The following is a 24,894-nucleotide window of genomic DNA, read 5'->3' on the forward strand; positions in this document are numbered from 1 at the left end:
AAAATGAAATTATTAGATCTTATAAACCAGCCAAATGATATAAAGAAAATAAGCGATGAGCAGCTTCCTGCCCTTTGTGAAGAGATAAGGGAGTTTCTGATTCAATCCGTATCGGAAACCGGAGGACATCTTGCCTCCAATTTGGGGGTGGTGGAACTGACCATCGCTTTACATAAATCCTTTCAGCTTCCACAGGATAAAATTATTTTTGATGTGGGACATCAAAGTTATGTTCATAAAATTTTGACGGGGCGTAAAGAGCAATTTTCTACTCTTCGCCAATATAAAGGACTTTCCGGTTTTCCAAAAACCTATGAAAGTGAATATGATACCTTAAATACAGGACACAGTTCTAATTCTATTTCGGTTGCGCTCGGAATCCGCCGCGCCTTTGATTTGACAGGAAATAAAAGTAAAGTTGTTGCTCTGATCGGGGATGGCGCTTTGAGCGGCGGAATGGCCTATGAGGCGTTGAACGATGCGGGACAAGGCAGAGACAATGTCATAGTTGTGCTCAATGACAATCAGATGTCAATCTCCAAAAATACTACCGGAATTTCAAACTATCTGAGTAAAATTCGTACAACGATCCGCTATCTGGATGCAAAAAATTCCATTGAGAATATGTTTAAAAATACACCGAAATTGAAAAAACTGATTCATAATACAAAGAATGTATTGAAACATGTTTTGGTGTCAGGGGCAATATTTGAAGAACTGGGTTTTTCCTATTACGGCCCTTATGACGGACATAATATCAGTGAACTGTGCGATGTCTTTCAAGCAGTAAAACATATTGAACATCCGGTTTTGATTCATGTAATCACCAAAAAAGGCAAGGGATATCTGCCGGCGGAAATTGCACCGGAAAAATATCACGGAGTGCCTGCTTTTGATTCCAGCTGCGGTATTGCAAAGACGAAGAAGAAAAATTATTCCTCTGTTTTTGGGGAAAAACTTTGTGCACTTGCCCAGCAGAATTCGCGTATCACAGCCATCACTGCCTCTATGCCTGACGGCACCGGATTAAGTGCGTTTGCCGGCCTATATCCGGAACGTTTTTATGATGTAGGAATTGCGGAGGAGCATGCAGTATCCTTGGCTACCGGTCTTGCATTGGGAGGATGCATTCCTGTTTTTGCAGTATACTCTTCCTTTCTGCAGAGAGGTTATGATCAGGTTTTAACGGATGTAGCCTTGATGAATACACATGTAGTCTTTTGTGTCGATCGGGCGGGATTGGTCGGAGAAGACGGAGAGACACATCAGGGAATTTTTGATTTGTCTTATCTTAGCCATATTCCGAATTTAACCATTTTATCTCCTGCCAGTTTTCAGGAATTGGAAATGATGTTGGAATATGCGGTGCAGTATATGAACTCGCCGACGGCTATCCGCTATCCAAGAGGCGGAGAAGGAGCGGTTCTGCCCAAATGTCCTCCAATAGAAACCGGAAAAAGCGTCGTGCTCCTGGACGGGGAGGACGCGGTTATTGTAGCGGAAGGTAGGATGGTTTCCGTAGCATTGGAAACCGCATACCGTCTTCGTCAGGAAAATATTTATTCGGCTGTAATTAATGTTCGTTCCATTAAACCTTTGGATGTTGATTTGATGCAAATGTATGCCCGGAGCACAGGCAGAATGGTCGTGATTGAGGAAAATGTAAAAAGCGGTGGATTGGGGCAGTCTGTTTTAGATTGTATAAAGGATATTCCCAATACAAAACTGCTTCTTAAATGTATTCCAGATGCGTTTATTGAACACGGATGTGTCTCGGAGCTTCATAAGGTTTGCGGATTGGACAGCGAATCTGTATTTTCAGAAATGAAAGAGGTGCTTTTTGCTTGAAAACAGAAAAAGCCAGGATTGATGTGCTGATGGTTGAAAAAGGACTGGCGGAAAGCCGTGAAAAAGCCAAAAGCATTCTGATGTCCGGAAATGTATATATCGGTGAAGTAAAATTTGACAAGCCTGGCATGGCGGTTCCTGTGGATTCTGAGATAACGGTGAGACAGCGGGATCCATATGTCAGCCGCGGCGGACATAAACTGGAAAAGGCAATGCAGTGTTTTTCCCTGAATTTAAATGAGAAAATATGTATGGATGTAGGAGCTTCTACAGGCGGATTTACGGACTGCATGCTTCAAAATGGCGCGGCAAAAGTTTATGCCGTTGATGTGGGATATGGTCAGTTGGCGTGGAAGCTGCGCACAGATGACCGTGTTGTCAATTTAGAACGGACAAACATCCGCTATCTGGATCCCGCTTTGATTATTGATGAATTGGATTTTGTCTCTATTGATGTGGCATTTATCTCATTAAAATTGGTACTGCCGGTTTTAAAAGAACTCCTGAACGATGGAAAAGAGATTGTGGCATTAATCAAACCACAATTTGAAGCGGGAAGAGAAAAGGTCGGTAAAAAAGGTGTCGTACGAGACTTATCCGTTCACAAGGAAGTGTGCCATATGATAGCGGACTTTGCAGTGGAAGCGGGTTTTTCCGTCACCGGTTTTGATTTTTCTCCTATTAAAGGACCGGAAGGCAATATAGAATATCTGATACATCTTGTAAAAGGGGAAGGCCAAGAAATGTATGATCTTTCCGCAATGGACAGCGTTGTCGAGAAATCTCATACGGAATTATAGGACGGATAGCAGAATGGAAATTAAAAAGGTTGGAATTATTCTAAAAAGCGAAAGCCAGATTGACATTTTGGACAATCTGATTGAAATGCTTCATAATCACAATAAAGAAATCTATTTTAGCTGTGAGCTGCCAAAGAAACCGTTTGCTAACATGGTATCGGCTGAAAAATTTTATCAGATTGTGGATTTAATCATTGTGCTCGGAGGGGATGGAACTCTTTTAAAAATCGCACAGGATGCAGCAATTCACGGCATTCCGATCTTAGGAATTAACTTCGGCCATCTGGGATTTTTATCGGAACTGGAAAAGGAAGATTTAAAAATATTAGAGCGTATGCTTCATGGTCGGTATCAAATTGAAGAGCGCATGATGTTAAAATGCACCATCTTATCTGACGGGGAATCAAAATGTTATTATGGTCTGAATGATATTGTGATATCCAGAGGTGCAATGCCAAGGATGATTCATTTTAATATTCATGTGGAAAATCAATGTGTGGAAGAATACATTGCCGACGGTCTGATTTTGGCGACGCCAACCGGCTCCACTGCTTATTCTCTTTCTGCAGGAGGCCCTATTGTTGAACCGAGCACCGATTTGATTATTGCAACGCCCATTTGTCCCCATTCCATCAAATCCCGTTCGTTGATTATAAGCGGGCAAAGAAAGGTCAAAGTCGGATTAGATGAGGCATATAATGCGACCGCTTTTATCAGTGTGGATGGAATGGAAAACATTATCGTTCCTCCTTCCAGCAGCATTATCATAGAGAAGGCGGAATACACCACGAAATTACTTCGCGTTACGGACAAAAATTTTTATTCTATTTTGAAAGAGAAATTGACGGAAAGAGGTGTTTGAACGTGAAAATAAAAAGACAACGTGCAATACTCGATTTGATAAAAAAAGAGGAGATTACAACACAAGAAGAACTTTCTGAATATTTAAACCGAATGGGTTTCAAGGTGACGCAGGCAACGGTATCCCGCGATATCAAGGAACTAAAGCTGCTGAAAGTACCATCCGAACACAGCAAGGGCAGCAAATATGGATATCTGGAGACAAGAAACACAAATCCGGCCAGCCATGCGATGAACCGATTGACCAGTATTTTTAATGATACGGTTCTATCGGTTGATTATGCGGTGAATTTGGTTGTTATAAAAACATTGGAGGGTATGGCGCAGGGGGTTGCAGCTGTTTTGGATGCTCTGAATGATGATAGTATTATGGGCACAATTGCCGGCGATAACACCATTATGATCATCACGAAAAGTGAAGTGAAAGCCAAAGAACTTTCTGAAAAGCTAAAAAATTTATTGAATTTTTCGAACTGAGAGAGGGATAGTTATGCTGGTAAGCCTTACAATCCATCAAATTGCGGTAATCCAAAGCGTTCAGATTGAATTTGATAAAGGTCTTAATATTTTAACCGGGGAAACCGGTGCCGGTAAATCGATTATTATCGATGCACTCAATATGATTTTAGGCAACCGCGTGTCAAAAAACTTGATACGCACTGGTGAAGAGTCTGCCAGTGTTTCAGCTATTTTTATGGTGCAGGAAAAAGTGCAGGATTATCTCTCAGAAAATGGTTTTCCCTGTGAGGAGGGGGAGCTGATGCTCTACCGTGAAATAAATATTTCCGGAAAGAGCACGATAAGGATAAACGGGAAATTGGCTACGGCCTCTATTCTGAGAGAAATTGCAGATTCCTTGGTAAATATTCATGGACAGCATGACAATCAATCTTTGATGAATCCGGAAAAACATTTACATATCCTAGATGAATTCTGCAACAACGAAAAAGAGCTGTATGATTACCGGCAAGCTTATCACCGATATAGACAAATAGAAAAAGAACTCAGCAAGTTTCATATTGATGAAGAAGAAAAAATACGCCGGCAGAGAATGCTGGAGTTTGAAATACAAGAGATTGAAGCAGCTGATTTAAAAGCGAATGAGGAAGAAGAGCTGACAGAAAAAAGAAATATTCTGTCTAACGCACAGAATATTTTAAAGAATGTGAGCAGAGCTTATGAGCTTTTATATGGTTCGGCAAATGCATATGAGGATATGGGGGATGCGGTAAAGTGTATTGAACAGGCCAGCCGTTATGATACTTCTTTGAATCAGATAAAAGACAGCGCTTATGATGTGTATTATAATATGGAGTCCGTAGCGGAATCTCTCCGGCATTACCGCGATGGGTTTGAGTACGATGAAGCGGAAGTCAATGAGATAGAAGCTAGACTTAGTTTGATAAATGATCTGAAAAGACGTTATGGCGGAAGTTTGGCTTATATTCAAGAATATCTTATGAAGGCAAAGGAAGAGCTTTCCGGCATTCTTCATTTAGATGAAAAGCTTTCCGAGTTAAAGGTGTTGTATTCTCAGGCTGAAAAAAAGCTTCAAAATACAGCGGAAATCCTGACAGAATCCCGTAAGAAGGCAGCGGTCAAACTGGAACAGCAGATTATGTCCGAATTGTCGGAATTGAATATGCCCAATACCAAGTTTCATGTTTCTTTTTCCATGATAGAAGATACCAAGAAATTTACAGAATACGGGCAGGAAAAAATTGAATTTCTGCTGAGTGCCAATGTGGGACAAAACATGGACAAGCTGTCTAAAATTGCATCAGGTGGAGAGTTGTCACGGATTATGCTGGCAATCAAATCAGCAGTTTTTGAGCAGGATGGTGCAGAGACTCTTATTTTTGATGAAATTGATACCGGTGTCAGCGGTCGGGCAGCACAGAAGATTGCTGAGAAACTCTATAAAGTTTCAAAAAATCGTCAGGTACTTTGCGTTACTCACTTACCTCAGATTGCTGCAATGGCCGATCATCATTATTTAATTGAAAAAAATGTGGTTGCGGATGAGACGCTTACAACGGTTTCACACCTTAACGAAGCGGAAAAGGTACAGGAAATCGCCAGAATCATCGGCGGCGTAAAAATTACTGACTCTACCCTGGAAAATGCCGGTGAGATGCTTGCACTTTCCAGGATGTATAAGAGGGAAAAATGACATGGAAACTTACGGATTGGTAAAGCAAGTGAATGATGGAACCGCTGTTGTCAAGGTAGTGCGGGAAAGCTCCTGCGGGGGAAACTGTGCCGCCTGCAATGCCTGTGGCAATAGGGAAATCCTAACGGTTGTGAAAAATCCTATGGGAGCCAAATGCGGTGATGTTGTAAGAATAACTTCTTGCAGCAGACAGGTACTGAAATCTGCTTTTATTTTATATTTTTTACCCATTTTGGTGTTTATTACAGTATATTTGGTGTCTTCGCGATATTTAGAACCAATGTTCTCTATTTGCTTTTCTGTCGTTCTGGTAGGATTTTTTTATTTTGTGTTAAAGAAATGCGAAAAAAAGTTGATAATAGACAGTGAGATCACCGATATTATTCACAATTAAAGAAAAAGGACTGTTTCTGCAGCAGGGGGTATCTTTTGTTTTCGCTGAAAAATCAAAATTTTCACCGAAAATTTTTTGGATGATACTTGAAAGGAGTACAGCAGATGAAACGAATTACGATATTTACAGGTCACTATGGAAGCGGAAAAACGGAAAATGCAATCAATTATGCGCTGAAGTTGAAAGAGCAGGGGGAAGAGGTTGTGATCGTAGACCTGGACATTGTCAATCCGTATTACCGCACGAAGGATGCGGAAATTTTTTTGCAGGAAAAAGGGATTGAAGTGATCTCGCCATTATTTGCAAACACAAATGTAGAAATGATGACTTTGCCGTCTGATGTGTACAAGGTATTTGCCAACAAATCTAAAAAGGTAATTTTTGATGTCGGAGGAGATGACGACGGTGCAACTGCTTTGGGGCAATACTTTTCACATTTTCAAAATGACTCGTATGACATGTTTGTTGTTATAAATACCAAACGCCCCTTGACGGAGACGAAAGAAAATATTATAATAATTCTATTAGGCATTGCTGAGAAATCTCGATTGAAACCCACAGGGTTGATCAACAATACCAATATTGCCGCGGATACGCGGATAGAAGATATCAAAGACGGTGAAAAAGTTGTCCTTGAAGTCTCAAAAGAACTTGATGTGCCTTTTATTTGGAGTACTGTCAAAGAAGATTTGGCGGAGGAATATAAAAAGCATACAGAACACGAAGTTATGCCGCTGCATAAATTTATGGTTATGCCTTGGCAGGAATAAATCGGAGGTGTGAATATATGGCGCAGGTAATTATCAACCAGGATGCATGTAAAGGCTGTGGATTGTGTACAACCGCTTGTCCCAAGAAAATTGTCCATTTATCAAAAGATAAACTGAACATAAAAGGGTTTCATCCGGCAGAAGTGATCGAGCAGGATAAATGTATCGGATGCGGTTTTTGTGCAACAATCTGTCCGGACGTTGTCATCCGCGTAAAAAAGTAGAACAGGTGGAGGAATTGTTATGGAAAAGTTATTAATGAAGGGGAATGAGGCAATCGCCGAAGCCGCAATCAGAGCTGGCTGCCGGCATTTCTATGGTTATCCTATTACCCCTCAGACAGAGGTATCTGCATATATGTCCAAGAAGATGCCGAAGGTAGGCGGTCTGTTTTTACAGTCCGAGAGTGAAGTGGCGGCAATCAATATGGTATACGGCTCTGCAGCCGCAGGTGTCAGAACAATGACATCCTCGTCAAGTCCCGGCATCAGTCTGAAGTCAGAGGGAATTTCCTATATTGCAGGTGCTGATTTGCCTTGTGTTATCTTAAATATCGTAAGGGGCGGCCCTGGTCTGGGAGGAATTCAGCCGGCGCAGTCCGACTATTTTCAAGCCACAAAGGGCGGTGGACACGGTGATTATCATCTGGTTGTCCTCGCTCCTTCCTCTATTCAAGAATGTGTAGATTTAACCTTTGAAGCATTTGATATTGCCGATACATATCGCCTTCCTGTTATGATAATGGGAGATGGTATGCTTGGTCAGATGATGGAGCCGGTTGTATTCGGCGAGCATAAAGGAAGAGAAATTCCTGAAAAAACATGGGCTTGTAGCGGTACAAATATGAAGAGGGAACACAATATTGTCAACTCCCTGTATATCGATCCCAAAGAATTGGAAGATACGGTTATTGCACGGCAGAAAAAATATGATTATATTTTGGAAAATGAAGTGAAATATGAAACGGATTCCGTGGAAGATGCGGATATTGTTTTGGTTGCTTATGGCACAATCGGAAGAGTAGCGAAGAATGCTATGATAAAAGCCAGAGCAGAGGGGCTTAAAGTTGGATTGGTTAGACCGATTACCCTCTGGCCGTTTCCAGCCAAAGCGATCAACGATATCGCTTCTACGGCAAAAGCATTTATTTCAGTAGAAATGAGCATGGGTCAGATGGTGGAAGATGTCAGACTTGCTGTAAATGGCAAAGCGCCGGTCTACTTCACAGGTAGAACCGGAGGTATCATCCCTCAGCCAACTGAAATATTGGAAAAAATCAAAGAAGTTGCGGGAGGTATCAAATAATGAAAACAGTATTCGATAAACCACATGCACTGACAGATGTGCCTTTTCATTACTGTCCCGGATGTACCCATGGTATCGTTCACCGCTTGGTTGCAGAAGTAATGGATGAACTGGGAATTGAGGGGAAAACAGTTGGCGTCGCATCGGTTGGCTGTTCCGTTTTCTCTTATAATTATTTTAACTGTGATATGGTACAGGCAGCTCATGGGCGCGCGCCGGCTGTTGGAACAGGTGTTAAACGGGCAAATCCGGATAATATTGTTTTTACCTATCAGGGAGACGGTGATTTGGCTGCCATCGGCACGGCAGAAACGATTCATGCGGCAACAAGAGGCGAAAACATTACGATTATTTTTATCAATAATGCAATATACGGTATGACAGGCGGCCAGATGGCACCGACCTCCTTGGTGGGGCAGATTACCCAGACAACCCCCTACGGAAGAAAGATTGAAACGCAAGGCTATCCAATCAGAGTTTGTGAGATGCTAGCCACTCTGGAGGGTCCTTCCTATTTGGAACGGGTTTCCGTAGACGATGTAAAGAATATTAAAAATGCCAAAAAAGCTATTAAGAAAGCCTTTGAATATCAAATCGAAGGAAAGGGCTTCAATTTGATTGAAGTTCTGTCAACTTGTCCTACCAACTGGGGCTTGTCTCCGGTGGAAGCACTGGAATGGCTGAGAAACAATTTGATGGTACACTATCCGCTGGGCGTATTTAAAGATAAGGGGGCGGAAAACAATGAATAATGAAATTGTAATCGCAGGTTTTGGCGGACAGGGTGTTCTGTTTGCCGGTAAATTACTGGCGTATACCGGAATGATGCTGGACAAAGAGGTTTCGTGGCTGCCTTCCTATGGGCCTGAAATGCGAGGCGGAACCTGTAATTGCCATATTATATTAAAAGATGATTTGGTAGGTTCTCCTGTTGTTGTTGAACCAACGGAAGTGATTGCGTTGAATGGACCGTCCTTCCAAAAGTTCGAAAACAGTATTGTCAAAGGCGGAAAAATGATATATGACAGTACATTGATAGATGTGAAACCCGTAAGAGCAGACATTGAATATATTGCAATTCCTGCGACTAAGATGGCCGATGATATCAATGCCAGTAAACTTGCAAATATGATTATTACAGGAAAAATGATTAAAGAAACTGGTGTATTCACATTGGAAGAAGTACTGGAAGCTGTGAAAAAGCTGGTTCCAGCGTCTAAACCGGAGCTTTTGGAATTGAATCAGACAGCCATAAAAAAAGGCTATGAATATAATGCTTAAATAAAAAAGTTTTTCATGCCGAAAAACGCAGTCGGACTTCGTATGCTGTTTTTTGAAACATGCAATTGCGCACGATTCTGCGCAATTTCCTATGTTATAAAATAAAGGGAGCTGTACATTCTGTACAGCTCCCTTTATTTTATTGATTTTTGCTGAAAAGTTATTTTGCTTTACATCATTTAAAATACTGATTAAATAAACTAATTTAATATTTTTATAATATTATGTCAAATTATAGCGGAGATGATTTTAAAAAGTTTTATTATGTCTTTTATGGAATTAAAAGCTGTATCCCGGAGACGACAGCCTTATCACCTGAGAGGCCGTTGGCTTCTATAATATCGCCTACTGTCGTTTTATATTTTTTTGCGATATCCCATAAATTTTCATTTTCGCTGCAAAAATAAATAACAATACTCGGACGTTTTTTCACCAATGCCTTCTCTTCATCAATGCTGACACTCTTAATCAAATTATTCTTAGAGGTATTTTTCAGTCTTGCGCGGAACCCTAAAGTGGTTCGAAGCTCTATATCATAGTCGCTTGTTATGTTATAACCGGAATGTATCAAATCAATTTTTGCTTCACATTCCGTACCTGCTTTGGCATCATCGCAGGGAAGATTGTTAACGAACGGAACTTCTTTTGATACACTGTAAATCGGTTTTTCGGCATTTGCTGATGTATATAGAATATCTGTTTGAACAGTTCCTTCAATTCTAATATTTCCATTTGTAACGGAAATTGCATCTATCTTAGGATTTGCATTAAAGCTATAGATTTTGCTGATGCTTGGAATATCATCAAAATGAACATCTGATTTGTTTAAAAGTTGCGTGTTGATATCTCCTACTATTTCATCGATACTGTAGTCCGTTTTTTCAATCTCCATTTCGTATTTTGTAGAATAGGCATCTACAATTGCATGAAAAGTTACATTTTCATAGGACTTTGTGCTCAGTTTCAATTTTGTTTCCAAACAAAGCTGGCGTTTTTGCCCCTCTTCGTCCTCCTGTGCAAAGTACTGAAGATCTGCTACGACAAAATCAGTATCGCACTCGCAGTTTTCCTGCATACCTTCCACATCCAAAATTTCAGTAAAGGGAATTTCATGCTCCATATACTGCAGTCCTGTATCTTCAATATCACCGTTATATAGCGTTGCAACACTGAGTTCTCCTTTTACCACAATTTTATTATTGATCGGTTTTACTTCTTTGTTGGCCAATTTGACATCAACTTTTAAAATATCTGAAATAGATGGTTTTCCCATGGGGACTTCCAGATCTTCCCGCAATACAATTTCATTTTGCCCTTCACATACTGTTTTATAGGTTTTCAGTTCCTTAGATAATGTTTGGATGTTTTCATCCTCCATTTCACAGACAAATTCCATTTCACTCTGATCCTGTACACAGGCATCCAGAGATATGGTAGATGCAAAATTTATTTTTCTGCTGTTGATTACATTGGTGCTGGAAGAACTGACAGAAGCGTCCAAAGCAAGATCCATATTTTGTCGAAGCCCTTTTAATTCCATTACGTGTGAAAAATTCTGAGAAGTTTCAATTGATTTTACAGAAGGGCTTTCCTCCTCCGCTGAAATGTAAAGAATATTGAGCTTTAACACTCCGTTTACTACAGCCCGATCCTGCATCACTTCACAGCTGGTGATATCCGCATAGGTATCCGTTTTTAAAACCGAACCGATATCCGGTTTGGAATCCGGCACGATGATGTCCCATTCACAGATAACATTATTGGAATCCACCGCGATTGTTTTTGATGTTTTCATACTTTCAGAAGAAATTACTGCACTCATTTTTTACTCCATTCTGCCGCTGTGCGCCGGCTTTTCATAACAGCTTCCGCCCCCGCACAGGTTCATAAGATTTCAACGGAAGCACCAACCTTTTTCTTATAGAATAGGTATGCTGTCCGCAACGAAAATATGACAGTAAGAAAAAGAAGAAAAAATACTCTTTTTTCCTTATGCAAATTGTGGTATAATATGTGCAAGGCATCTTATATAGGATGTCTAGACATCTCATACGGAATAAATCCGGATACTGAAATTGGATATTATGCCATTAAAGGTACATAAGAATTATATAAAGAAGGAGGGAATAGAATTGGACACATACTATATGCTTGATAATGCGGCGAAGCTATTCCCAGCCGTGGCGAATTCATCAAACAGTGCTACTTTCCGTGTATCGATTATCCTCAAAGAGAGAATCGATCCCGCATTGCTGCAAAATGCGGTTGATATATCAGTAAAGCGTTTTCCTATGCTATGTGTCAAAATTCGCAAAGGACTATTTTGGAATTTTTTTGATGAAAATAAGATGATTCTGTTGGTACAGAAGGAAAGCAAATATCCCTGTCATGATATACATCCGCATCAAAATCATGGACACTTTCTGAGAGTACTGTATTTTCAGAAACGAATTTCCCTAGAGGTGTTTCATGCCTTAACCGACGGAACAGGGGCTTTAGAATTTTTGAAAACAATCGTATACGAGTATCTTATTCTCAGCGGCAGAAAAATAGAAGCGCAGAACTTAATCCGTCTGCCGGAAAGTATGATAAGCAAATATGAAATGGAAGACAGCTATTTAAAATATGATCGGGGCATTAAGTATTCCAAAGAAGAGAAGCTAAAAAAAGCTTTTCGTATTGAAGGGACACCGTTAGAACCTTTTGGTCATAATGTTATACAGGGTGTTTTGTCTGCTTCCGGAATGAATCAAGCCGCGAAACAGAAGAATGCAACCATAACGGAATATCTGGTGGCGCTCTTTCTGTATTCTATCTATGCTCAAAACATGAGATATGGTATTTATCATGATATTATTACAATTGCTGTGCCGGTTAATTTGAGAAAGAAATTTCCATCCAAAACCCTGCGTAACTTTTTTTGCGTCATTTATATCAGCGTTCCGGCAAGACAGGAATTGAATTTTGAAAAAATTTTAGCGGAAGTTGTCTGCCAAATGAAAGAAAAAACAAAGCAGGAATTTTTAGAACGGGCGATAGCAGAAAACGTCCGACTGGAAAAAAATTTAATGGTAAAATTTGTGCCCTTATTTATTAAGCAATTTATATTGAAGCTATCTTTTAAAAATCGAGCAGAAAAGCGAAGAACAGCAACATTGACAAATTTGGGGAATATTTTAGTTCCAGAAGAGATGAAAAAGGATATTGATTTTGGAGAGGCTATTTTATATCCTACTATAAACAGTCCTGTAAATTGCAGTATTCTTTCTATGAATGACAAATTGAATATCACGTTTACCCGCAATATCGCTGAAACGGATATCATTCGATACTTTTTTCGCTTTCTTGCCGATGAGACAGGATTGGATATTACGGTGTATTCTAATGATTGGGGGATGGAAGAGTGAATCGTTGTGGCAATTGTCATGTGTTTGTATCAGAAAATTTGGCAAGCTGTCCTTTATGCCACCAGAAAATGAGGAAAGAGCAAGACAGGGAGGAACGCTGGTATCCTGATTATGAAACGCCCCGCTTAAAGAAAATGCAGCGCCTATCATACAGAATCTGTCTTTTTCTCTCGATAGCGCTCTGCTTGATCAGTGGCTTTGTCAATCTTCTAACCTATGAACAGGCCAGACATAAACTTTGGTTTCTCTATGTGGTGGCAGCGGTTCTTTATCTATGGCTTTTGATTGGCAATACCATCTTATCCGCTTCGCGAAAAGGGGCGAAGCTTATTTTACAGACAGTTGGTATTTCTTTGTTACTATATATTATTGATGCCAATTCAGGCTATCATCGATGGTCGTTAAACTGGGCGATTCCTTTTTTGCTCACAGCATCTATCCTTTCCATGATGACAGCCTTTTTTTCGAGAAAAAAGATGTGGAACGAATATATCGGCTATGCGATTGCTATGACAGCTATGGGTTTTCTTCCGGTATTACTATTCGTATGTAAAGTCACCAAAATACTTTGGCCCAGCGCAGTATGTGCTCTGAGCGCTGTTCTTTCTTTGATTGCGATGTTTGTCTTTTCCAGCAAACAGCTGAAAAAAGATTTGAAACATCGGTTTCATTATTAAATTAATAGCCTTTAGGTCGGAGAAACGGAGTATCAATATGCTTTTTGTATTTATCATTCTTACAGTTTGCGTAATTAGTGATTTCTTTTCCAAAATGCTTGCTTACCATATGTTTCGTTTGGAAGAAATTCCTGTTATTAAGGACGTTTTGTATTTTACATACGTTGAAAATAGAGGAGCTGCTTTTGGCATACTGCAAAATCACCGCTGGATTTTTATTACTGTTACGATACTGGCAATGATTGCGATTATTGTTTATATTGCCTGGAAAGAACCCAAAAATAAAATGCTGCTTGTATCGCTGGCCTTGATTCTGGGGGGCGGAATCGGCAATCTGATTGATCGTATCAGTCTTTCCTATGTTATTGATTTCATTGATGTGCGGCTGATTCATTTTCCCGTGTTTAATATAGCGGATATCTGTGTTGTCTGCGGATGCATTTTACTCTGTATATATATACTATTTTTTGACGGAAAGAACGGAGAAACAGAAGATGGAAATCTTAACGCTTGAAAAGGTGTCAAAGCAAAATGAGAAATGCAGAATAGACAAATATCTGGCAGAGCAGATTACCGATCTCACCCGGAGCCATATTCAGAAATTGATCGAGGAGGAGGAAGTTTTTGTAAACGGAAAAGCGGTAAAATCAAACTATAAACTGCGGGAGTCAGATGAAATTACGGTACACTTGCCTGTTCCCAAGGTGCTTGCCGCAAAGGCAGAGGAGATTCCGCTTGACATTGTCTATGAGGATGACAGCCTGCTGGTTGTCAATAAGCCACAGGGCATGGTAGTGCATCCGGCTTACGGCAATTTTGAAGGCACACTGGTCAATGCCTTGATGGGGCATTGCAGGGAGTCGCTTTCCCAGATCAATGGGATTATCAGGCCGGGTATTGTTCATCGTATCGATAAGGATACCAGTGGGCTTTTACTAATCGCGAAGGACAATGAAACGCATTTGTCTTTGGCACAGCAGATTAAGGACCACAGTGTAAACCGAAGGTATATGGCTGTTACCATTGGGGTTGTAAAAGAGGAAGAGGGAACGGTAAATGCACCGATTGGGCGTGATCCGAAAAATCGAAAAAAGATGGCGATTGTCTATCAAAATTCAAAAGAGGCCATAACTCATTACAGAGTAATGGAGCGCTTTGAAGGGTACACTCTGATTGAATGTAAATTGGAAACCGGCAGAACGCATCAAATTCGAGTGCATATGGCCTCTTTAAACAAGCCAATTCTCGGAGACCCGGTATATGGTCCCAAAAATAATAAACGGTTTCCTCATCTGATTGGGCAGCTGCTTCACGCCTATCAAATTGGATTTATCCATCCGAAAACAGGGGAGTATATGGAATTTTCCAAAGAGCCGCCGGAACTATTTCAACAGGTTTTAGAAAAACTGAGAAATATCACAAAATAATAGATTGCGGAAAAATGAAATGGAAACGTTTTTAAATGAAGCATCTACAATTCGTTTGCTTCGAAATTGCTTTCCAGTCTTGAAAAATAATCGTAAAAACATCACTGCGAGGTTATAAAAATGATGCTTCCAGAAAATTCATTCCTGAATGTGATAACATAAAAGAAAAGGAGTTTACTTATGAGGATGGCGAAATCGCAGAAATTTACTGAACAAATATTGGGGGGAAATTTTTTATATAAAAATTTGAATTTTTTGTAGACAAATTGCAAAGTTTCCTGTATAATAAAGAAAATATGAAAAAAGTTCCTTTAAATTAGTCCTGTGAGGCTGGTAAGGTATTATATTTAAGTCCTTGGCATAACTGAGTCATGCTGTAGGGTTATAAGAGTGTATACACCGTTTATCAGTCTGGATAAACGGTTTTTATTTTGTCTGAAACAGGACAAGCGGAAAGGGGGATATCATGGGAAAAAAAATTATTTTGGACGCGGCGGCGATGGAGCGGGCAGTGACTAGAATTTCCTATGAGATCATTGAGAAAAACAAAGGAATTGAAGATCTGGCGCTCATTGGAATTCAGAGAAGAGGCGTGAGCCTTTCCAAGCGGATTGCGGAAAAAATAGAAGAGATTGAAGGGAAGCCAGTAGAACGCGGGATATTAGATATTACTTTTTACCGTGACGATTTGAGTCTGTTGAATGAACACCCTGTTTTAAACGGAACCAACATCGATTTTCAGATTGAAGGAAAAAAAATCGTTCTGGTGGATGATGTGCTTTATACCGGTCGCACAGTGAGGGCTGCTATTGAAGCGATTATGGATCTGGGAAGGCCAAAATGTATTCAGCTTGCTATCATGGTAGACAGGGGACATAGGGAACTTCCTATCATGGCAGACTATGTGGGAAAGAATCTTCCAACTTCCACAAGAGAAGTGGTCAAAGTCCACATTACTGAATTTGACGGAGAAGAGAATATTGTAATTGAGCAAAAAAAATAAAAGGAGAAATAAAATGGGGATGAAAACAAATATCGGATCTGAGGGGATCCATGATGCAAGGCAACTTGGTTTGCCTAAAATGCTTATTTTGGGATTGCAGCATGCGTTTGCAATGTTCGGCGCAACTGTTTTGGTTCCGCTGCTGACAGGTCTAAGCGTTTCTACGACACTTCTGATGGCCGGTTTAGGAACATTGTTCTTCCATCTGGTTACAAAAGGAAAAGTGCCTGCTTTTTTGGGCTCTTCCTTCGCGTTTCTTGGCGGATATGCGGCCATTGCACCAATGCTTGCAGATAATGTGCCGAATAAGGAAATGCTTCCATATGCGTGTTTGGGAGTTGCTGCTGCGGGTCTTGTATATCTTATTTTGTCAGCGCTTTTCAAAGTGTTTGGAGTCAACAAAATTATGCGGTTCTTTCCGCCGGTGGTTACCGCGCCGATTATCATTGCGATCGGTTTAACTTTAGCTCCCAGTGCGATTACTAATTGCCAGCAGAATTGGATTTTGGCTGTTATTGCATTAGGAACAATCATTGTCTGTAATATCTGGGGAAAAGGCATGGTAAAAATCATCCCGATTATCATAGCGATTGTGGTATCCTATATTGTTGCAATATTTATGGGTGAGATTAATTTTACTGCGGTAAAGGAAGCTGCCTGGTTTGGTCTTCCTCTGGATTCCAAAGCATTTGCTTTTAATGCCTTTCAGAATAGTTCGATGGCAATAACCGCTATCATTGCAATTGTCCCGATTTCTCTGGCTACTATGATGGAACATATCGGTGATATTTCTGCAATTAGCGCCACCTGTAACCGTAATTTTCTGGCTGACCCCGGTCTTCATCGTACCTTGCTGGGGGACGGCGTTGCGACAACACTTGCTTCTCTTTTCGGAGGACCTGCAAATACTACATATGGAGAAAATACAGGAGTTTTGGCACTGACAAAGGTATATGATCCAAAAGTCATCCGGATTGCCGCCTGTGTAGCAGTAGTATTGTCCTTCTCTCCAAAGGTTGCTGCAATTATCAGCACCATTCCTTATGCGATTATCGGCGGTATTTCCCTTATCCTATACGGAATGATTTCCGGTATTGGTTTGCGGAGCGTTGTGGAGAATAAAGTGGATTTTACAAAAAGCCGCAATCTGATTATTGTCGCGGTAATATTGGTTACAGCCCTTGGTTTTGCCGATACTGGACTTACCTTCCATATCGGCTCTGTATCCATTACACTGACAGGACTGGCAATCGCCGCAATTCTTGGGATTGTGCTGAATGCAGCAATCCCGGGCAACGACTACGTATTTATGTCAGAAGAGAATAAAGACTAATTCAGAAAGGGGGGAGAACAACAAAAAACTTTTTGTTGACTTCCTCCTTTTCCAAAAACATTTCGAAACATTGAGGTGATTCCTATGACTTTTGAAAAAGACCTCCTTGGGATTAAAAACCTGAGTGTGGACCAAATCAATGAGATTTTAAAAAATGCAAAAATCATGAAGACATTGCTTCAGCAGAACAATAAGAAAGGACCGCATCTGCAGGGAAAGAGCGTCATTACACTTTTTTACGAGAACAGTACACGGACACGGCTTTCCTTTGAGTTAGCTTCTAAATATCTGAGTGCAAATGCGGCAAATGTCGCAGTAGCTTCCTCCTCTGTTCAGAAAGGCGAATCCCTGATCGACACAGCCAGAACCATTGACATGATGGGAACGGATGTTCTTATCATACGTCATTCATCCGCGGGAGCTCCCCATTTAGTGGCCCAGAATGTTGATGCTTCTGTCATCAATGCAGGAGATGGAATGAATGAGCATCCCACACAAGCACTTCTGGACGCTTTCACCATGGTAGAGAAAAAAGGAAAGCTGGAAGGGCTGAAAGTCGCAATTGTAGGTGATATTCTTCACAGCAGAGTGGCGAGAAGCAATATCTATCTTCTCAACAAATTCGGAGCTGAAGTTGTTGTGGCGGGACCTTCCACATTGATGCCTTATGAGATTGAAAAATTGGGCGTAAAAGCGTATACTGATGTAGAAAAGGCTCTCAAAAATGCAGATGTAGTCATGGGGCTACGCATTCAGCTGGAACGGCAGAAGACAGGTCTTTTTCCTTCTATTGACGAATATTCTGAAATTTTCGGTGTGAACGATGAAAGACTGAAGCTGGCAAAAGAGGACGCCATTATTATGCATCCGGGGCCGGTCAACCGCGGTGTTGAAATTTCATCTTCCCTTTATGACCACGAAAGGTCATTTATTGATGAACAGGTTCAAAATGGTGTAGCCGTCCGCATGGCTGTGCTATATCTTTTGACCAGAAAGGAGAAATAGCATGAAAATTTTGATCAAAAATGCAGCAGTAATCAACTATGATAAAGAAGAAAAATGTGATATATATATAGTGGATGGAAAAATCGTGAAAATGCGTGAAGGATTAAAGGAAGAAGCAGATAAGGTAATTGACGCTTCTGGAAAAATGGTTCTTCCTGGTTTGATTGACATTCACTGCCATCTGCGCGATCCTGGGTATGAATACAAAGAAGACATTAAAACCGGTTCCAGAAGCGCTGCAAAAGGCGGATTTACAGGAATTGTAGCGATGCCGAACACCAAGCCGGTTGTTGACAATAAGTCTGTTGTAGAGTATATTCTGAACAAGGCCGAAAAAGAATCTGTTGTTCATGTCTATCAGGCTGGCACCATCTCAAAGGGCTTGGAAGGAAAAGAGCTTTCTGAGATGGGAAGAATGAAGGAAGCAGGAATTGTGGCGGTTACCGACGACGGAAAGCCGGTGATGGATTCCGGATTGATGAAAAAAGCTATGATTTATGCGGATATGCTGAAAATACCGGTTATCTCTCATGCCGAGGATTTGACACTGCTGGAAGGCGGTGCAATGAATGAAGGGTTTACCGCGACCTGTCTGGGAATCAAGGGCATTACCCGAGCTGCGGAGGAGACAATGACTTCACGGGATATCATTTTGGCAAAAACAACGGGGACGCCGGTTCATATTACACATGTCAGCACAAAAAACGCAGTGGAAATGATAAGAACTGCCAAAAAGCAGGGAGTCAAAGTAACGGCGGACAGCTGCCCGCATTATTTTTCTTTGACAGATAAAGCTTGCGAAGGCTTCAATACCAATGCGAAGATGAATCCTCCTCTTCGAGAAGAGGAGGATCGACTTGCCATAATAGAGGGACTTAGGGACGGCACCTTAGATATGATAGGCACCGATCATGCTCCTCATCACAGAGATGAAAAAAACTGTGAATTTGACAAAGCGCTGAATGGAATTGTAGGCTTTGAGACCGCCTTTGCTCTGGCGTATCAGATTCTGGTTGAGGAAAATGGATTTCATATAAAGGATTTGGTGAAGCTGATGAGTTATCAACCCTCCAATTTGCTGGGGATTGAGGGCGGAAAGCTCGCCGAAGGAAAAAAGGCGGATATCATTCTAATTGACTGTTCAAAGGATTGGATTTGTGACCCGGATAGTTTTGTATCCAAGAGTAAAAATTCACCTTTCAGCGGCTGGAATTTCCATGTTAAAGTTACAGATGTTATTGTAAATGGAAAAATTGTGATAGAAAATGAAATGTTTGCATAGGAGGAAGAGAAAATGTCCATGGATCTGCTGATTGAAAAAATTAAGGCAAAGGGAAATCCATCGGTTGCGGGTTTGGATCCCAAACTGGATTATGTACCCCAATATATCGTAAAAGAAAGCTTTAAAAATTACGGAAAAACCTTGAAGGGGGCAGCGGAAGCCATCCTTTCTTATAACAAAGGTTTGATAGATGCACTATGCGATATTGTACCGGCTGTAAAACCGCAGAGTGCTTACTATGAAATGTATGGATACTATGGAATAGAAACCCTCTATAAAACCATCCAATATGCAAAAAGCAAAGAGATGTATGTTATTCTGGACGGGAAGAGGAACGATATCGGAGCCACATCCGAAGCTTATTCTACAGCCTATCTTGGCAGGACAGCAGTCTATGAAAATGATATTTTTTCTCCGGCATTTGAGGCCGATTCCCTGACAGTAAACGGATATCTGGGCAGTGACGGCATTCTTCCCTTTTTGCAGAACTGCAAAGAATATCAGAAAAGTATTTTTGTTTTAGTGAAAACTTCAAATCCATCCAGTGGAGAACTGCAGGATATGAGATTGGAAAATGGCCAGACCGTATTTGAAAAAATGGCTCTTCTCGTCGATGAGTGGGGAAAGCAGTCTGTTGGAAAATCAGGTTATACCGATGTGGGGGCTGTTGTCGGTGCCACTTATCCGGAAGAAGCAAAAAAATTGCGGGAACTGATTCCGCATACTTACTTTCTGGTGCCGGGATACGGTGCTCAGGGAGGCAAGGCAAAGGATGTTGCAAATTCCTTTAATAAAGATGGTCTCGGAGCGATTGTAAATTCTTCTCGAGGCATTATGTGTGCTTATAAGAAAGGTAATTATAAAGAAGAAGATTACGCTGCCGCCGCACGGGATGAAGCTATCCGTATGCGGGATGAAATCGTCAGCTTTATCAAATAAAAAATTTTTTCATTCTGAAAAAATAACCGCATAAGAAACATAAACGCGCTTACGGGCCGATAAAAACAAGAGCCGTATTTTGCGGTATTTAGGAGGTATATAGAATGCAAAAGGGTATTTTACTATTAAAAGACGGCACTGTATTCAAAGGCATCATTCATGGAAAGCCGCATCATTCTATTGGTGAAGTTGTATTTAATACATCCATGACAGGATATCAGGAAATCCTGACCGATCCGTCCTATGCAGGACAGATTCTGACAATGACATATCCCTTAATCGGAAACTATGGCATCAATCACTTTGACTATGAATCCCATGGTTCTGTTGTTAAAGGCTTTGTTGTAAGAGAAATGTGCAGCTATCCAAGCAATTTCCGATGTGATAAAACACTGGATCAATTTTTAGAAGAAAACAATATTGTGGCAATCGAAGGAATTGACACAAGAGCGCTTACAAAGATACTTCGGGAAAAGGGCTCACTGAACGGAGCAATTATTGTCGGAGAGCCAACCGAAAGCGAAATTGCGTCCTACTTAAAAGAGATTGACGAGTATACCATAAAAGAACCGGTTTATGAGGTAACAGTGGGCGAAAAAGAAACACATGTGTGTGACAACACAAAATGCCGTGTGGCTCTGTATGATTTTGGCTTCAAAAGAAATATACTGCGTTCACTGGTTCGCCGGGGATGCGAAGTAACTGTCTATCCGGCAAGTACATCCGCAGAAGAGATCATCAAGACGTGTCCTGATGGTATCATGCTGTCCAATGGGCCGGGGGATCCGAAGGACTGTAAGGATATCATTGAGAATATCAAAAAGCTGTTTCAAAGCGGAATACCCATGTTCGGCATCTGCTTAGGCCATCAGCTGACAGCTTTGGCAATGGGAGGCGATACGGCAAAACTGAAATACGGACACCGTGGAACCAACCACCCTGTCAAGGATCTGAAGCATGACAGAACCTATATTACCAGTCAGAATCACGGATATGCTGTGTTGGCTGACTCGATTTCTCCTGAAATAGGAGAGGTGAGCCATATTAACATCAACGATGATACGGTAGAAGGCGTTCGTTATAATAACGGAGTCTTTACGGTTCAGTTCCACCCGGAGGCTTCTTCAGGTGCAATGGATACCGGTTATCTGTTTGATGATTTTGTATCACTGATGGTGGAGAAGAAAGGGAGGAGCAAAAAAGATGCCGAAGAATAAGGATATTAAAAAAGTACTGGTCATTGGATCTGGTCCGATTGTAATCGGGCAGGCCGCTGAATTTGATTATGCCGGAACCCAGGCATGCCGAGCGCTGAAAGAGGAAGGATTGGAAGTTGTTTTGATAAACTCCAACCCAGCAACAATCATGACCGATGATAACATTGCGGATCATGTCTATATTGAGCCTTTAAATACAGAGACAGTCAAAAAAGTGGTATTAAAAGAAAAACCGGACAGCGTTCTGCCGACACTGGGCGGACAGACCGGCTTGAATCTGGCAATGGAACTGGCGGAGGAAGGATTCTTTGAGGAACACAATGTAAAGCTGCTGGGTACCAATGTCGATTCGATTAAGCGGGCGGAGGATCGTCAGGCGTTTAAGGATACGATGGAAAGCATCAACCAGCCCTGCATCGCATCCAAGGTAGTACATGAATTACAGGATGCACTGGATTTTGCTGAGGAGATTGGCTATCCTGTCATTGTCCGTCCGGCTTATACGCTGGGTGGCACTGGAGGCGGTATTGCTTATAACAAAGAGGAGCTCACGGAGATCGGAACGAACGGTTTGCGTCTAAGCCGTGTACACGAGGTGCTGATTGAGAAATGTATTTCCGGCTGGAAAGAAATTGAATTTGAAGTTATGCGGGACTCCAAGGGAAATGTCATTACCATCTGCAGTATGGAAAACATTGATCCGGTTGGTGTGCACACCGGTGACAGCATCGTTGTAGCGCCCTGCCAGACTCTGGCAGACAAGGAATATCAGATGCTTAGAAGCTCTGCGCTGGATATTATTTCGTCTCTTAAAATTGAGGGTGGGTGTAATGTACAGTTTGCTTTGGAGCCAAACAGTTTTGAATATGCGGTGATCGAGGTAAATCCCCGTCTCAGCCGTTCCTCTGCACTTGCTTCAAAAGCGACTGGATACCCAATTGCAAAGGTGGCGACAAAAATTGCAATCGGATACGGATTGGATGAAATTGTAAATGCCATTACAAAGAAAACATATGCGTGTTTTGAACCTACCATTGACTATTGTGTGATTAAATTTCCGCGCTTTCCGTTTGATAAATTTGTAAAAGCCAAGAAAACTCTTGGGACTCAGATGAAGGCTACCGGAGAGGTTATGGCAATCTCCAACAATTTTGAGGAGGCAATTTTAAAGGCTGTCCGCTCAATGGAAATTGGAACGGATCATCTGGAAATTAAAGCACATAAATCCCTTTCCGATCAAGAAATTATAGAAAAAATTAACACCTGCGATGACGAGCGTATTTATGCAATTTGCGAAGGTCTGCGCAGAGAAATTACGTCAATAGAAGAAATTCATAAGATAACCCAGATCGATCTGTTTTTCTTGAAAAAGTTTGAACATATCATTGAGATCGAAAAACAGATTCAAAAAAATCTGACACTGGAAGTTTATGATACCGCAAAAAAATATGGATTTTTGGACACTGTTATTGAGCGTTTATCCGGCAAGCCATTGGAATTCGAATCAAAACAAGGCGTTTATAAAATTGTGGACACCTGTGCGGCCGAATTTGAGGCGCAGACACCATACTATTATTCCACCCATGACGAGGTCAATGAAAGCTTGCGTACGAACAAGAAAAAAATTCTTGTGCTGGGTTCGGGACCGATCCGTATCGGACAGGGAATTGAGTTTGATTACTGCTCGGTCCACTGTGTTTGGGCACTTAAAGAAGAGGGTTATGAAACCATCATTGCAAACAATAATCCGGAAACGGTTTCCACCGATTTCGATACTTCGGACAAGCTGTACTTTGAGCCGCTGACCAAAGAGGATATGGCAAATCTGATCCGCGTGGAACAGCCGGACGGCGCCATTGTTCAGTTTGGCGGACAAACCGCAATCAAATTGACCAAAGCATTGACAGAGTTGGGAGTTAAGATCATCGGTACACAGCTTGAAGATATTGATGCGGCGGAAGACCGTGAAAAATTTGATGAAATATTGGAACAGTGCAATATTCCAAGACCGCAGGGGCATACTGTATTTACGACAGAAGAAGCTTTAAATGCTGCTCATGAACTGGAATATCCGGTTCTCGTCCGCCCTTCTTATGTGCTTGGCGGGCAGGGAATGGAAATTGCTTACTGTGATGATGACATCATAGAATTTATGGATATCATCAACATTCACACGCAGGAACATCCCATCCTTGTTGACAAATATATGGAAGGCAAGGAAATTGAAGTAGATGCCATCTGCGACGGAAAAGATATTCTGATTCCAGGTATCATGGAACATCTGGAGCGGGCAGGCGTTCATTCAGGCGATAGTATTTCTGTCTATCCGGCACAGTCTCTGTCTGACCGTATTAAAAACACGATTATTGATTACACGGAAAAACTGGCGATGGCTTTACATGTCAAAGGACTTGTCAACATCCAGTTTGTTGTCTATAAGGATGAGGTTTATATCATTGAGGTGAATCCCCGCTCTTCCAGAACCATTCCCTATATCAGCAAGGTTACGACCGTTCCGATGGTGGATTTGGCTACCAAAGTTATTCTGGGGACTCCTCTGAAGGAACTGGGATATGGCACAGGATTGTATCGTGAAAGTGAATACGTCTGTGTGAAAGTACCGGTTTTCTCTTTTGAAAAGCTGCACGGTGTGGATGCTAGTCTCGGGCCGGAAATGAAGTCTACGGGGGAAGTTCTCGGGATCGGCAAAACACTTGACGAAGCGCTTTATAAGGGCGTGGTTGCAGCTGGGATCAATGTGAAGGAAAACGGAAATGTGTTTATTTCCGTCCGTAACAGTGATAAGCAGGAGGCTGTAGAAATTGCGGAGTTATATCAGGATTTGGGATATAATATTTTTGCAACCGGAAAAACAGCAAACGTTTTGAACCATAATTTTATTGCAGCAAATGTGGTTAAAAAGATTGATGATGGCGAAAATAATGTTATGGATATGATGAATGAGAATAAATTTGATTTAATCATTAACACGCCGACCAAGGGACGGCAACCCTTAAGAGACGGGTTTAAAATCCGTCGAAAAGCTGTGGAACATTCCATTCCCTGTTTTACTTCCTTGGATACGGCGCGCGCGGTTGCGAAAACATTGGAAGACAAAAAGCGGAAAAAAGAGCTTTCGCTGATTGATATTACAACTCTGAGAAAGTAAAGG

Annotated in this window: 23 protein-coding genes; 22 read left to right on the forward strand and 1 reads right to left on the reverse strand. The window is 41.3% G+C overall.

Features of this window, described 5'->3' with window-relative positions; translation table 11 throughout:
• The first annotated feature begins 3 nt into the window (after window positions 1-3).
• The 11 genes from dxs (at window position 4) to KQI32_RS03695 (ending at window position 9,432) form a co-directional block, all read left to right on the forward strand.
• Complete coding sequence (gene dxs / locus KQI32_RS03645) at window positions 4-1,848, forward strand: 1-deoxy-D-xylulose-5-phosphate synthase (protein ID WP_216424009.1); 1,845 nt, start codon at window positions 4-6, stop codon at window positions 1,846-1,848.
• On the forward strand, window positions 1,845-2,648 hold the full coding sequence (locus KQI32_RS03650) for a TlyA family RNA methyltransferase (RefSeq protein ID WP_256443629.1): 804 nt from the start codon (window positions 1,845-1,847) through the stop codon (window positions 2,646-2,648). The genes dxs and KQI32_RS03650 overlap by 4 nt, the downstream gene beginning before the upstream one ends.
• 13 nt (window positions 2,649-2,661) lie before the next feature.
• Entirely contained in the window at window positions 2,662-3,510 is an 849-nt protein-coding gene (locus KQI32_RS03655) for an NAD(+)/NADH kinase (protein WP_216424010.1), read from the forward strand.
• A 2-nt stretch (window positions 3,511-3,512) separates the two neighbouring features.
• On the forward strand, window positions 3,513-3,986 hold the full coding sequence (gene argR, locus KQI32_RS03660; protein WP_216424011.1) for an arginine repressor: 474 nt from the start codon (window positions 3,513-3,515) through the stop codon (window positions 3,984-3,986).
• Window positions 3,987-3,999: 13 nt separating this feature from the next.
• A complete protein-coding gene (gene recN / locus KQI32_RS03665; RefSeq protein ID WP_216424012.1) occupies window positions 4,000-5,682 on the forward strand; it encodes a DNA repair protein RecN in 1,683 nt (560 codons plus the stop codon).
• A gap of 1 nt (window position 5,683) precedes the next feature.
• Window positions 5,684-6,076 carry a SoxR reducing system RseC family protein gene (locus KQI32_RS03670; RefSeq protein ID WP_216424013.1) on the forward strand — a complete coding sequence of 131 codons (393 nt, stop codon included), beginning with the start codon at window positions 5,684-5,686 and terminating at the stop codon, window positions 6,074-6,076.
• A gap of 104 nt (window positions 6,077-6,180) precedes the next feature.
• Window positions 6,181-6,846 carry an ATP-binding protein gene (locus KQI32_RS03675; protein WP_216424014.1) on the forward strand — a complete coding sequence of 222 codons (666 nt, stop codon included), beginning with the start codon at window positions 6,181-6,183 and terminating at the stop codon, window positions 6,844-6,846.
• A gap of 17 nt (window positions 6,847-6,863) precedes the next feature.
• Window positions 6,864-7,070: a 4Fe-4S dicluster domain-containing protein gene (locus tag KQI32_RS03680; protein WP_216424015.1), complete on the forward strand. Its 207-nt coding sequence runs from the start codon at window positions 6,864-6,866 to the stop codon at window positions 7,068-7,070.
• A gap of 19 nt (window positions 7,071-7,089) precedes the next feature.
• Complete coding sequence (locus KQI32_RS03685) at window positions 7,090-8,151, forward strand: 3-methyl-2-oxobutanoate dehydrogenase subunit VorB (protein WP_216424016.1); 1,062 nt, start codon at window positions 7,090-7,092, stop codon at window positions 8,149-8,151.
• Complete coding sequence (locus KQI32_RS03690) at window positions 8,151-8,903, forward strand: thiamine pyrophosphate-dependent enzyme (RefSeq protein WP_216424017.1); 753 nt, start codon at window positions 8,151-8,153, stop codon at window positions 8,901-8,903. Before KQI32_RS03685 ends, KQI32_RS03690 begins: the two co-directional genes overlap by 1 nt.
• Complete coding sequence (locus KQI32_RS03695; RefSeq protein ID WP_216424018.1) at window positions 8,896-9,432, forward strand: 2-oxoacid:acceptor oxidoreductase family protein; 537 nt, start codon at window positions 8,896-8,898, stop codon at window positions 9,430-9,432. Before KQI32_RS03690 ends, KQI32_RS03695 begins: the two co-directional genes overlap by 8 nt.
• Window positions 9,433-9,703: 271 nt before the next feature.
• Here the strand turns inward: KQI32_RS03695 and KQI32_RS03700 are convergent, their stop codons facing one another.
• The gene (locus KQI32_RS03700; protein ID WP_216424019.1) at window positions 9,704-11,254 is read right to left on the reverse strand and encodes an SPOCS domain-containing protein; all 1,551 of its coding nucleotides are present in this window, start codon (window positions 11,252-11,254) and stop codon (window positions 9,704-9,706) included.
• Between the two features lie 310 nt (window positions 11,255-11,564).
• Here KQI32_RS03700 and KQI32_RS03705 point away from each other — a divergent pair, with 310 nt between their 5' ends.
• From KQI32_RS03705 to carB, 11 genes are all read left to right on the forward strand, one after another.
• A complete protein-coding gene (locus KQI32_RS03705; RefSeq protein WP_216424020.1) occupies window positions 11,565-12,839 on the forward strand; it encodes an alcohol acetyltransferase in 1,275 nt (424 codons plus the stop codon).
• Window positions 12,836-13,516 (forward strand): DUF6320 domain-containing protein, encoded by a 681-nt coding sequence (locus KQI32_RS03710; protein ID WP_216424021.1) that lies wholly within the window; start codon window positions 12,836-12,838, stop codon window positions 13,514-13,516. The genes KQI32_RS03705 and KQI32_RS03710 overlap by 4 nt, the downstream gene beginning before the upstream one ends.
• A 37-nt stretch (window positions 13,517-13,553) precedes the next feature.
• On the forward strand, window positions 13,554-14,030 hold the full coding sequence (gene lspA / locus KQI32_RS03715; protein ID WP_216424022.1) for a signal peptidase II: 477 nt from the start codon (window positions 13,554-13,556) through the stop codon (window positions 14,028-14,030).
• Window positions 14,011-14,943: an RluA family pseudouridine synthase gene (locus KQI32_RS03720; protein ID WP_216424023.1), complete on the forward strand. Its 933-nt coding sequence runs from the start codon at window positions 14,011-14,013 to the stop codon at window positions 14,941-14,943. Before lspA ends, KQI32_RS03720 begins: the two co-directional genes overlap by 20 nt.
• A 463-nt stretch (window positions 14,944-15,406) precedes the next feature.
• Window positions 15,407-15,946 carry a bifunctional pyr operon transcriptional regulator/uracil phosphoribosyltransferase PyrR gene (pyrR, locus tag KQI32_RS03725; RefSeq protein WP_216424062.1) on the forward strand — a complete coding sequence of 180 codons (540 nt, stop codon included), beginning with the start codon at window positions 15,407-15,409 and terminating at the stop codon, window positions 15,944-15,946.
• Between the two features lie 13 nt (window positions 15,947-15,959).
• Window positions 15,960-17,279 carry a uracil-xanthine permease family protein gene (locus KQI32_RS03730; RefSeq protein WP_253291030.1) on the forward strand — a complete coding sequence of 440 codons (1,320 nt, stop codon included), beginning with the start codon at window positions 15,960-15,962 and terminating at the stop codon, window positions 17,277-17,279.
• An 84-nt stretch (window positions 17,280-17,363) separates the two neighbouring features.
• Window positions 17,364-18,284, forward strand: a complete 921-nt coding sequence (locus tag KQI32_RS03735; protein ID WP_216424024.1) for an aspartate carbamoyltransferase catalytic subunit — start codon at window positions 17,364-17,366, stop codon at window positions 18,282-18,284.
• A gap of 1 nt (window position 18,285) precedes the next feature.
• Window positions 18,286-19,566: a dihydroorotase gene (locus KQI32_RS03740; RefSeq protein ID WP_216424025.1), complete on the forward strand. Its 1,281-nt coding sequence runs from the start codon at window positions 18,286-18,288 to the stop codon at window positions 19,564-19,566.
• 12 nt (window positions 19,567-19,578) lie between these two features.
• On the forward strand, window positions 19,579-20,505 hold the full coding sequence (gene pyrF, locus KQI32_RS03745; protein WP_216424026.1) for an orotidine-5'-phosphate decarboxylase: 927 nt from the start codon (window positions 19,579-19,581) through the stop codon (window positions 20,503-20,505).
• Between the two features lie 104 nt (window positions 20,506-20,609).
• A complete protein-coding gene (locus KQI32_RS03750; RefSeq protein WP_216424027.1) occupies window positions 20,610-21,722 on the forward strand; it encodes a carbamoyl phosphate synthase small subunit in 1,113 nt (370 codons plus the stop codon).
• Window positions 21,709-24,891: a carbamoyl-phosphate synthase large subunit gene (gene carB / locus KQI32_RS03755; protein ID WP_216424028.1), complete on the forward strand. Its 3,183-nt coding sequence runs from the start codon at window positions 21,709-21,711 to the stop codon at window positions 24,889-24,891. Before KQI32_RS03750 ends, carB begins: the two co-directional genes overlap by 14 nt.
• Window positions 24,892-24,894: the final 3 nt, after the last annotated feature.

Origin of the sequence: Acetivibrio sp. MSJd-27 (assembly GCF_018918095.1) — a bacterium.
Classification (GTDB): domain Bacteria; phylum Bacillota; class Clostridia; order UMGS1840; family HGM11507; genus HGM11507.

Excerpts from the sequence above, each read along its gene's own strand:
- carB (WP_216424028.1), top strand. The coding sequence starts at position 21,709 with ATGCCGAAGAATAAGGATATTAAAAAAGTACTGGTCATTGGATCTGGT.
- KQI32_RS03655 (WP_216424010.1), top strand. The coding sequence starts at position 2,662 with ATGGAAATTAAAAAGGTTGGAATTATTCTAAAAAGCGAAAGCCAGATT.
- KQI32_RS03735 (WP_216424024.1), top strand. The coding sequence starts at position 17,364 with ATGACTTTTGAAAAAGACCTCCTTGGGATTAAAAACCTGAGTGTGGAC.
- pyrF (WP_216424026.1), top strand. The coding sequence starts at position 19,579 with ATGTCCATGGATCTGCTGATTGAAAAAATTAAGGCAAAGGGAAATCCA.
- KQI32_RS03675 (WP_216424014.1), top strand. The coding sequence starts at position 6,181 with ATGAAACGAATTACGATATTTACAGGTCACTATGGAAGCGGAAAAACG.
- KQI32_RS03700 (WP_216424019.1), bottom strand. The coding sequence starts at position 11,254 with ATGAGTGCAGTAATTTCTTCTGAAAGTATGAAAACATCAAAAACAATC.
- KQI32_RS03695 (WP_216424018.1), top strand. The coding sequence starts at position 8,896 with ATGAATAATGAAATTGTAATCGCAGGTTTTGGCGGACAGGGTGTTCTG.
- KQI32_RS03740 (WP_216424025.1), top strand. The coding sequence starts at position 18,286 with ATGAAAATTTTGATCAAAAATGCAGCAGTAATCAACTATGATAAAGAA.
- KQI32_RS03670 (WP_216424013.1), top strand. The coding sequence starts at position 5,684 with ATGGAAACTTACGGATTGGTAAAGCAAGTGAATGATGGAACCGCTGTT.
- KQI32_RS03680 (WP_216424015.1), top strand. The coding sequence starts at position 6,864 with ATGGCGCAGGTAATTATCAACCAGGATGCATGTAAAGGCTGTGGATTG.
- KQI32_RS03730 (WP_253291030.1), top strand. The coding sequence starts at position 15,960 with ATGGGGATGAAAACAAATATCGGATCTGAGGGGATCCATGATGCAAGG.
- lspA (WP_216424022.1), top strand. The coding sequence starts at position 13,554 with ATGCTTTTTGTATTTATCATTCTTACAGTTTGCGTAATTAGTGATTTC.
- recN (WP_216424012.1), top strand. The coding sequence starts at position 4,000 with ATGCTGGTAAGCCTTACAATCCATCAAATTGCGGTAATCCAAAGCGTT.
- KQI32_RS03750 (WP_216424027.1), top strand. The coding sequence starts at position 20,610 with ATGCAAAAGGGTATTTTACTATTAAAAGACGGCACTGTATTCAAAGGC.
- KQI32_RS03690 (WP_216424017.1), top strand. The coding sequence starts at position 8,151 with ATGAAAACAGTATTCGATAAACCACATGCACTGACAGATGTGCCTTTT.
- dxs (WP_216424009.1), top strand. The coding sequence starts at position 4 with ATGAAATTATTAGATCTTATAAACCAGCCAAATGATATAAAGAAAATA.
- KQI32_RS03720 (WP_216424023.1), top strand. The coding sequence starts at position 14,011 with ATGGAAATCTTAACGCTTGAAAAGGTGTCAAAGCAAAATGAGAAATGC.
- KQI32_RS03685 (WP_216424016.1), top strand. The coding sequence starts at position 7,090 with ATGGAAAAGTTATTAATGAAGGGGAATGAGGCAATCGCCGAAGCCGCA.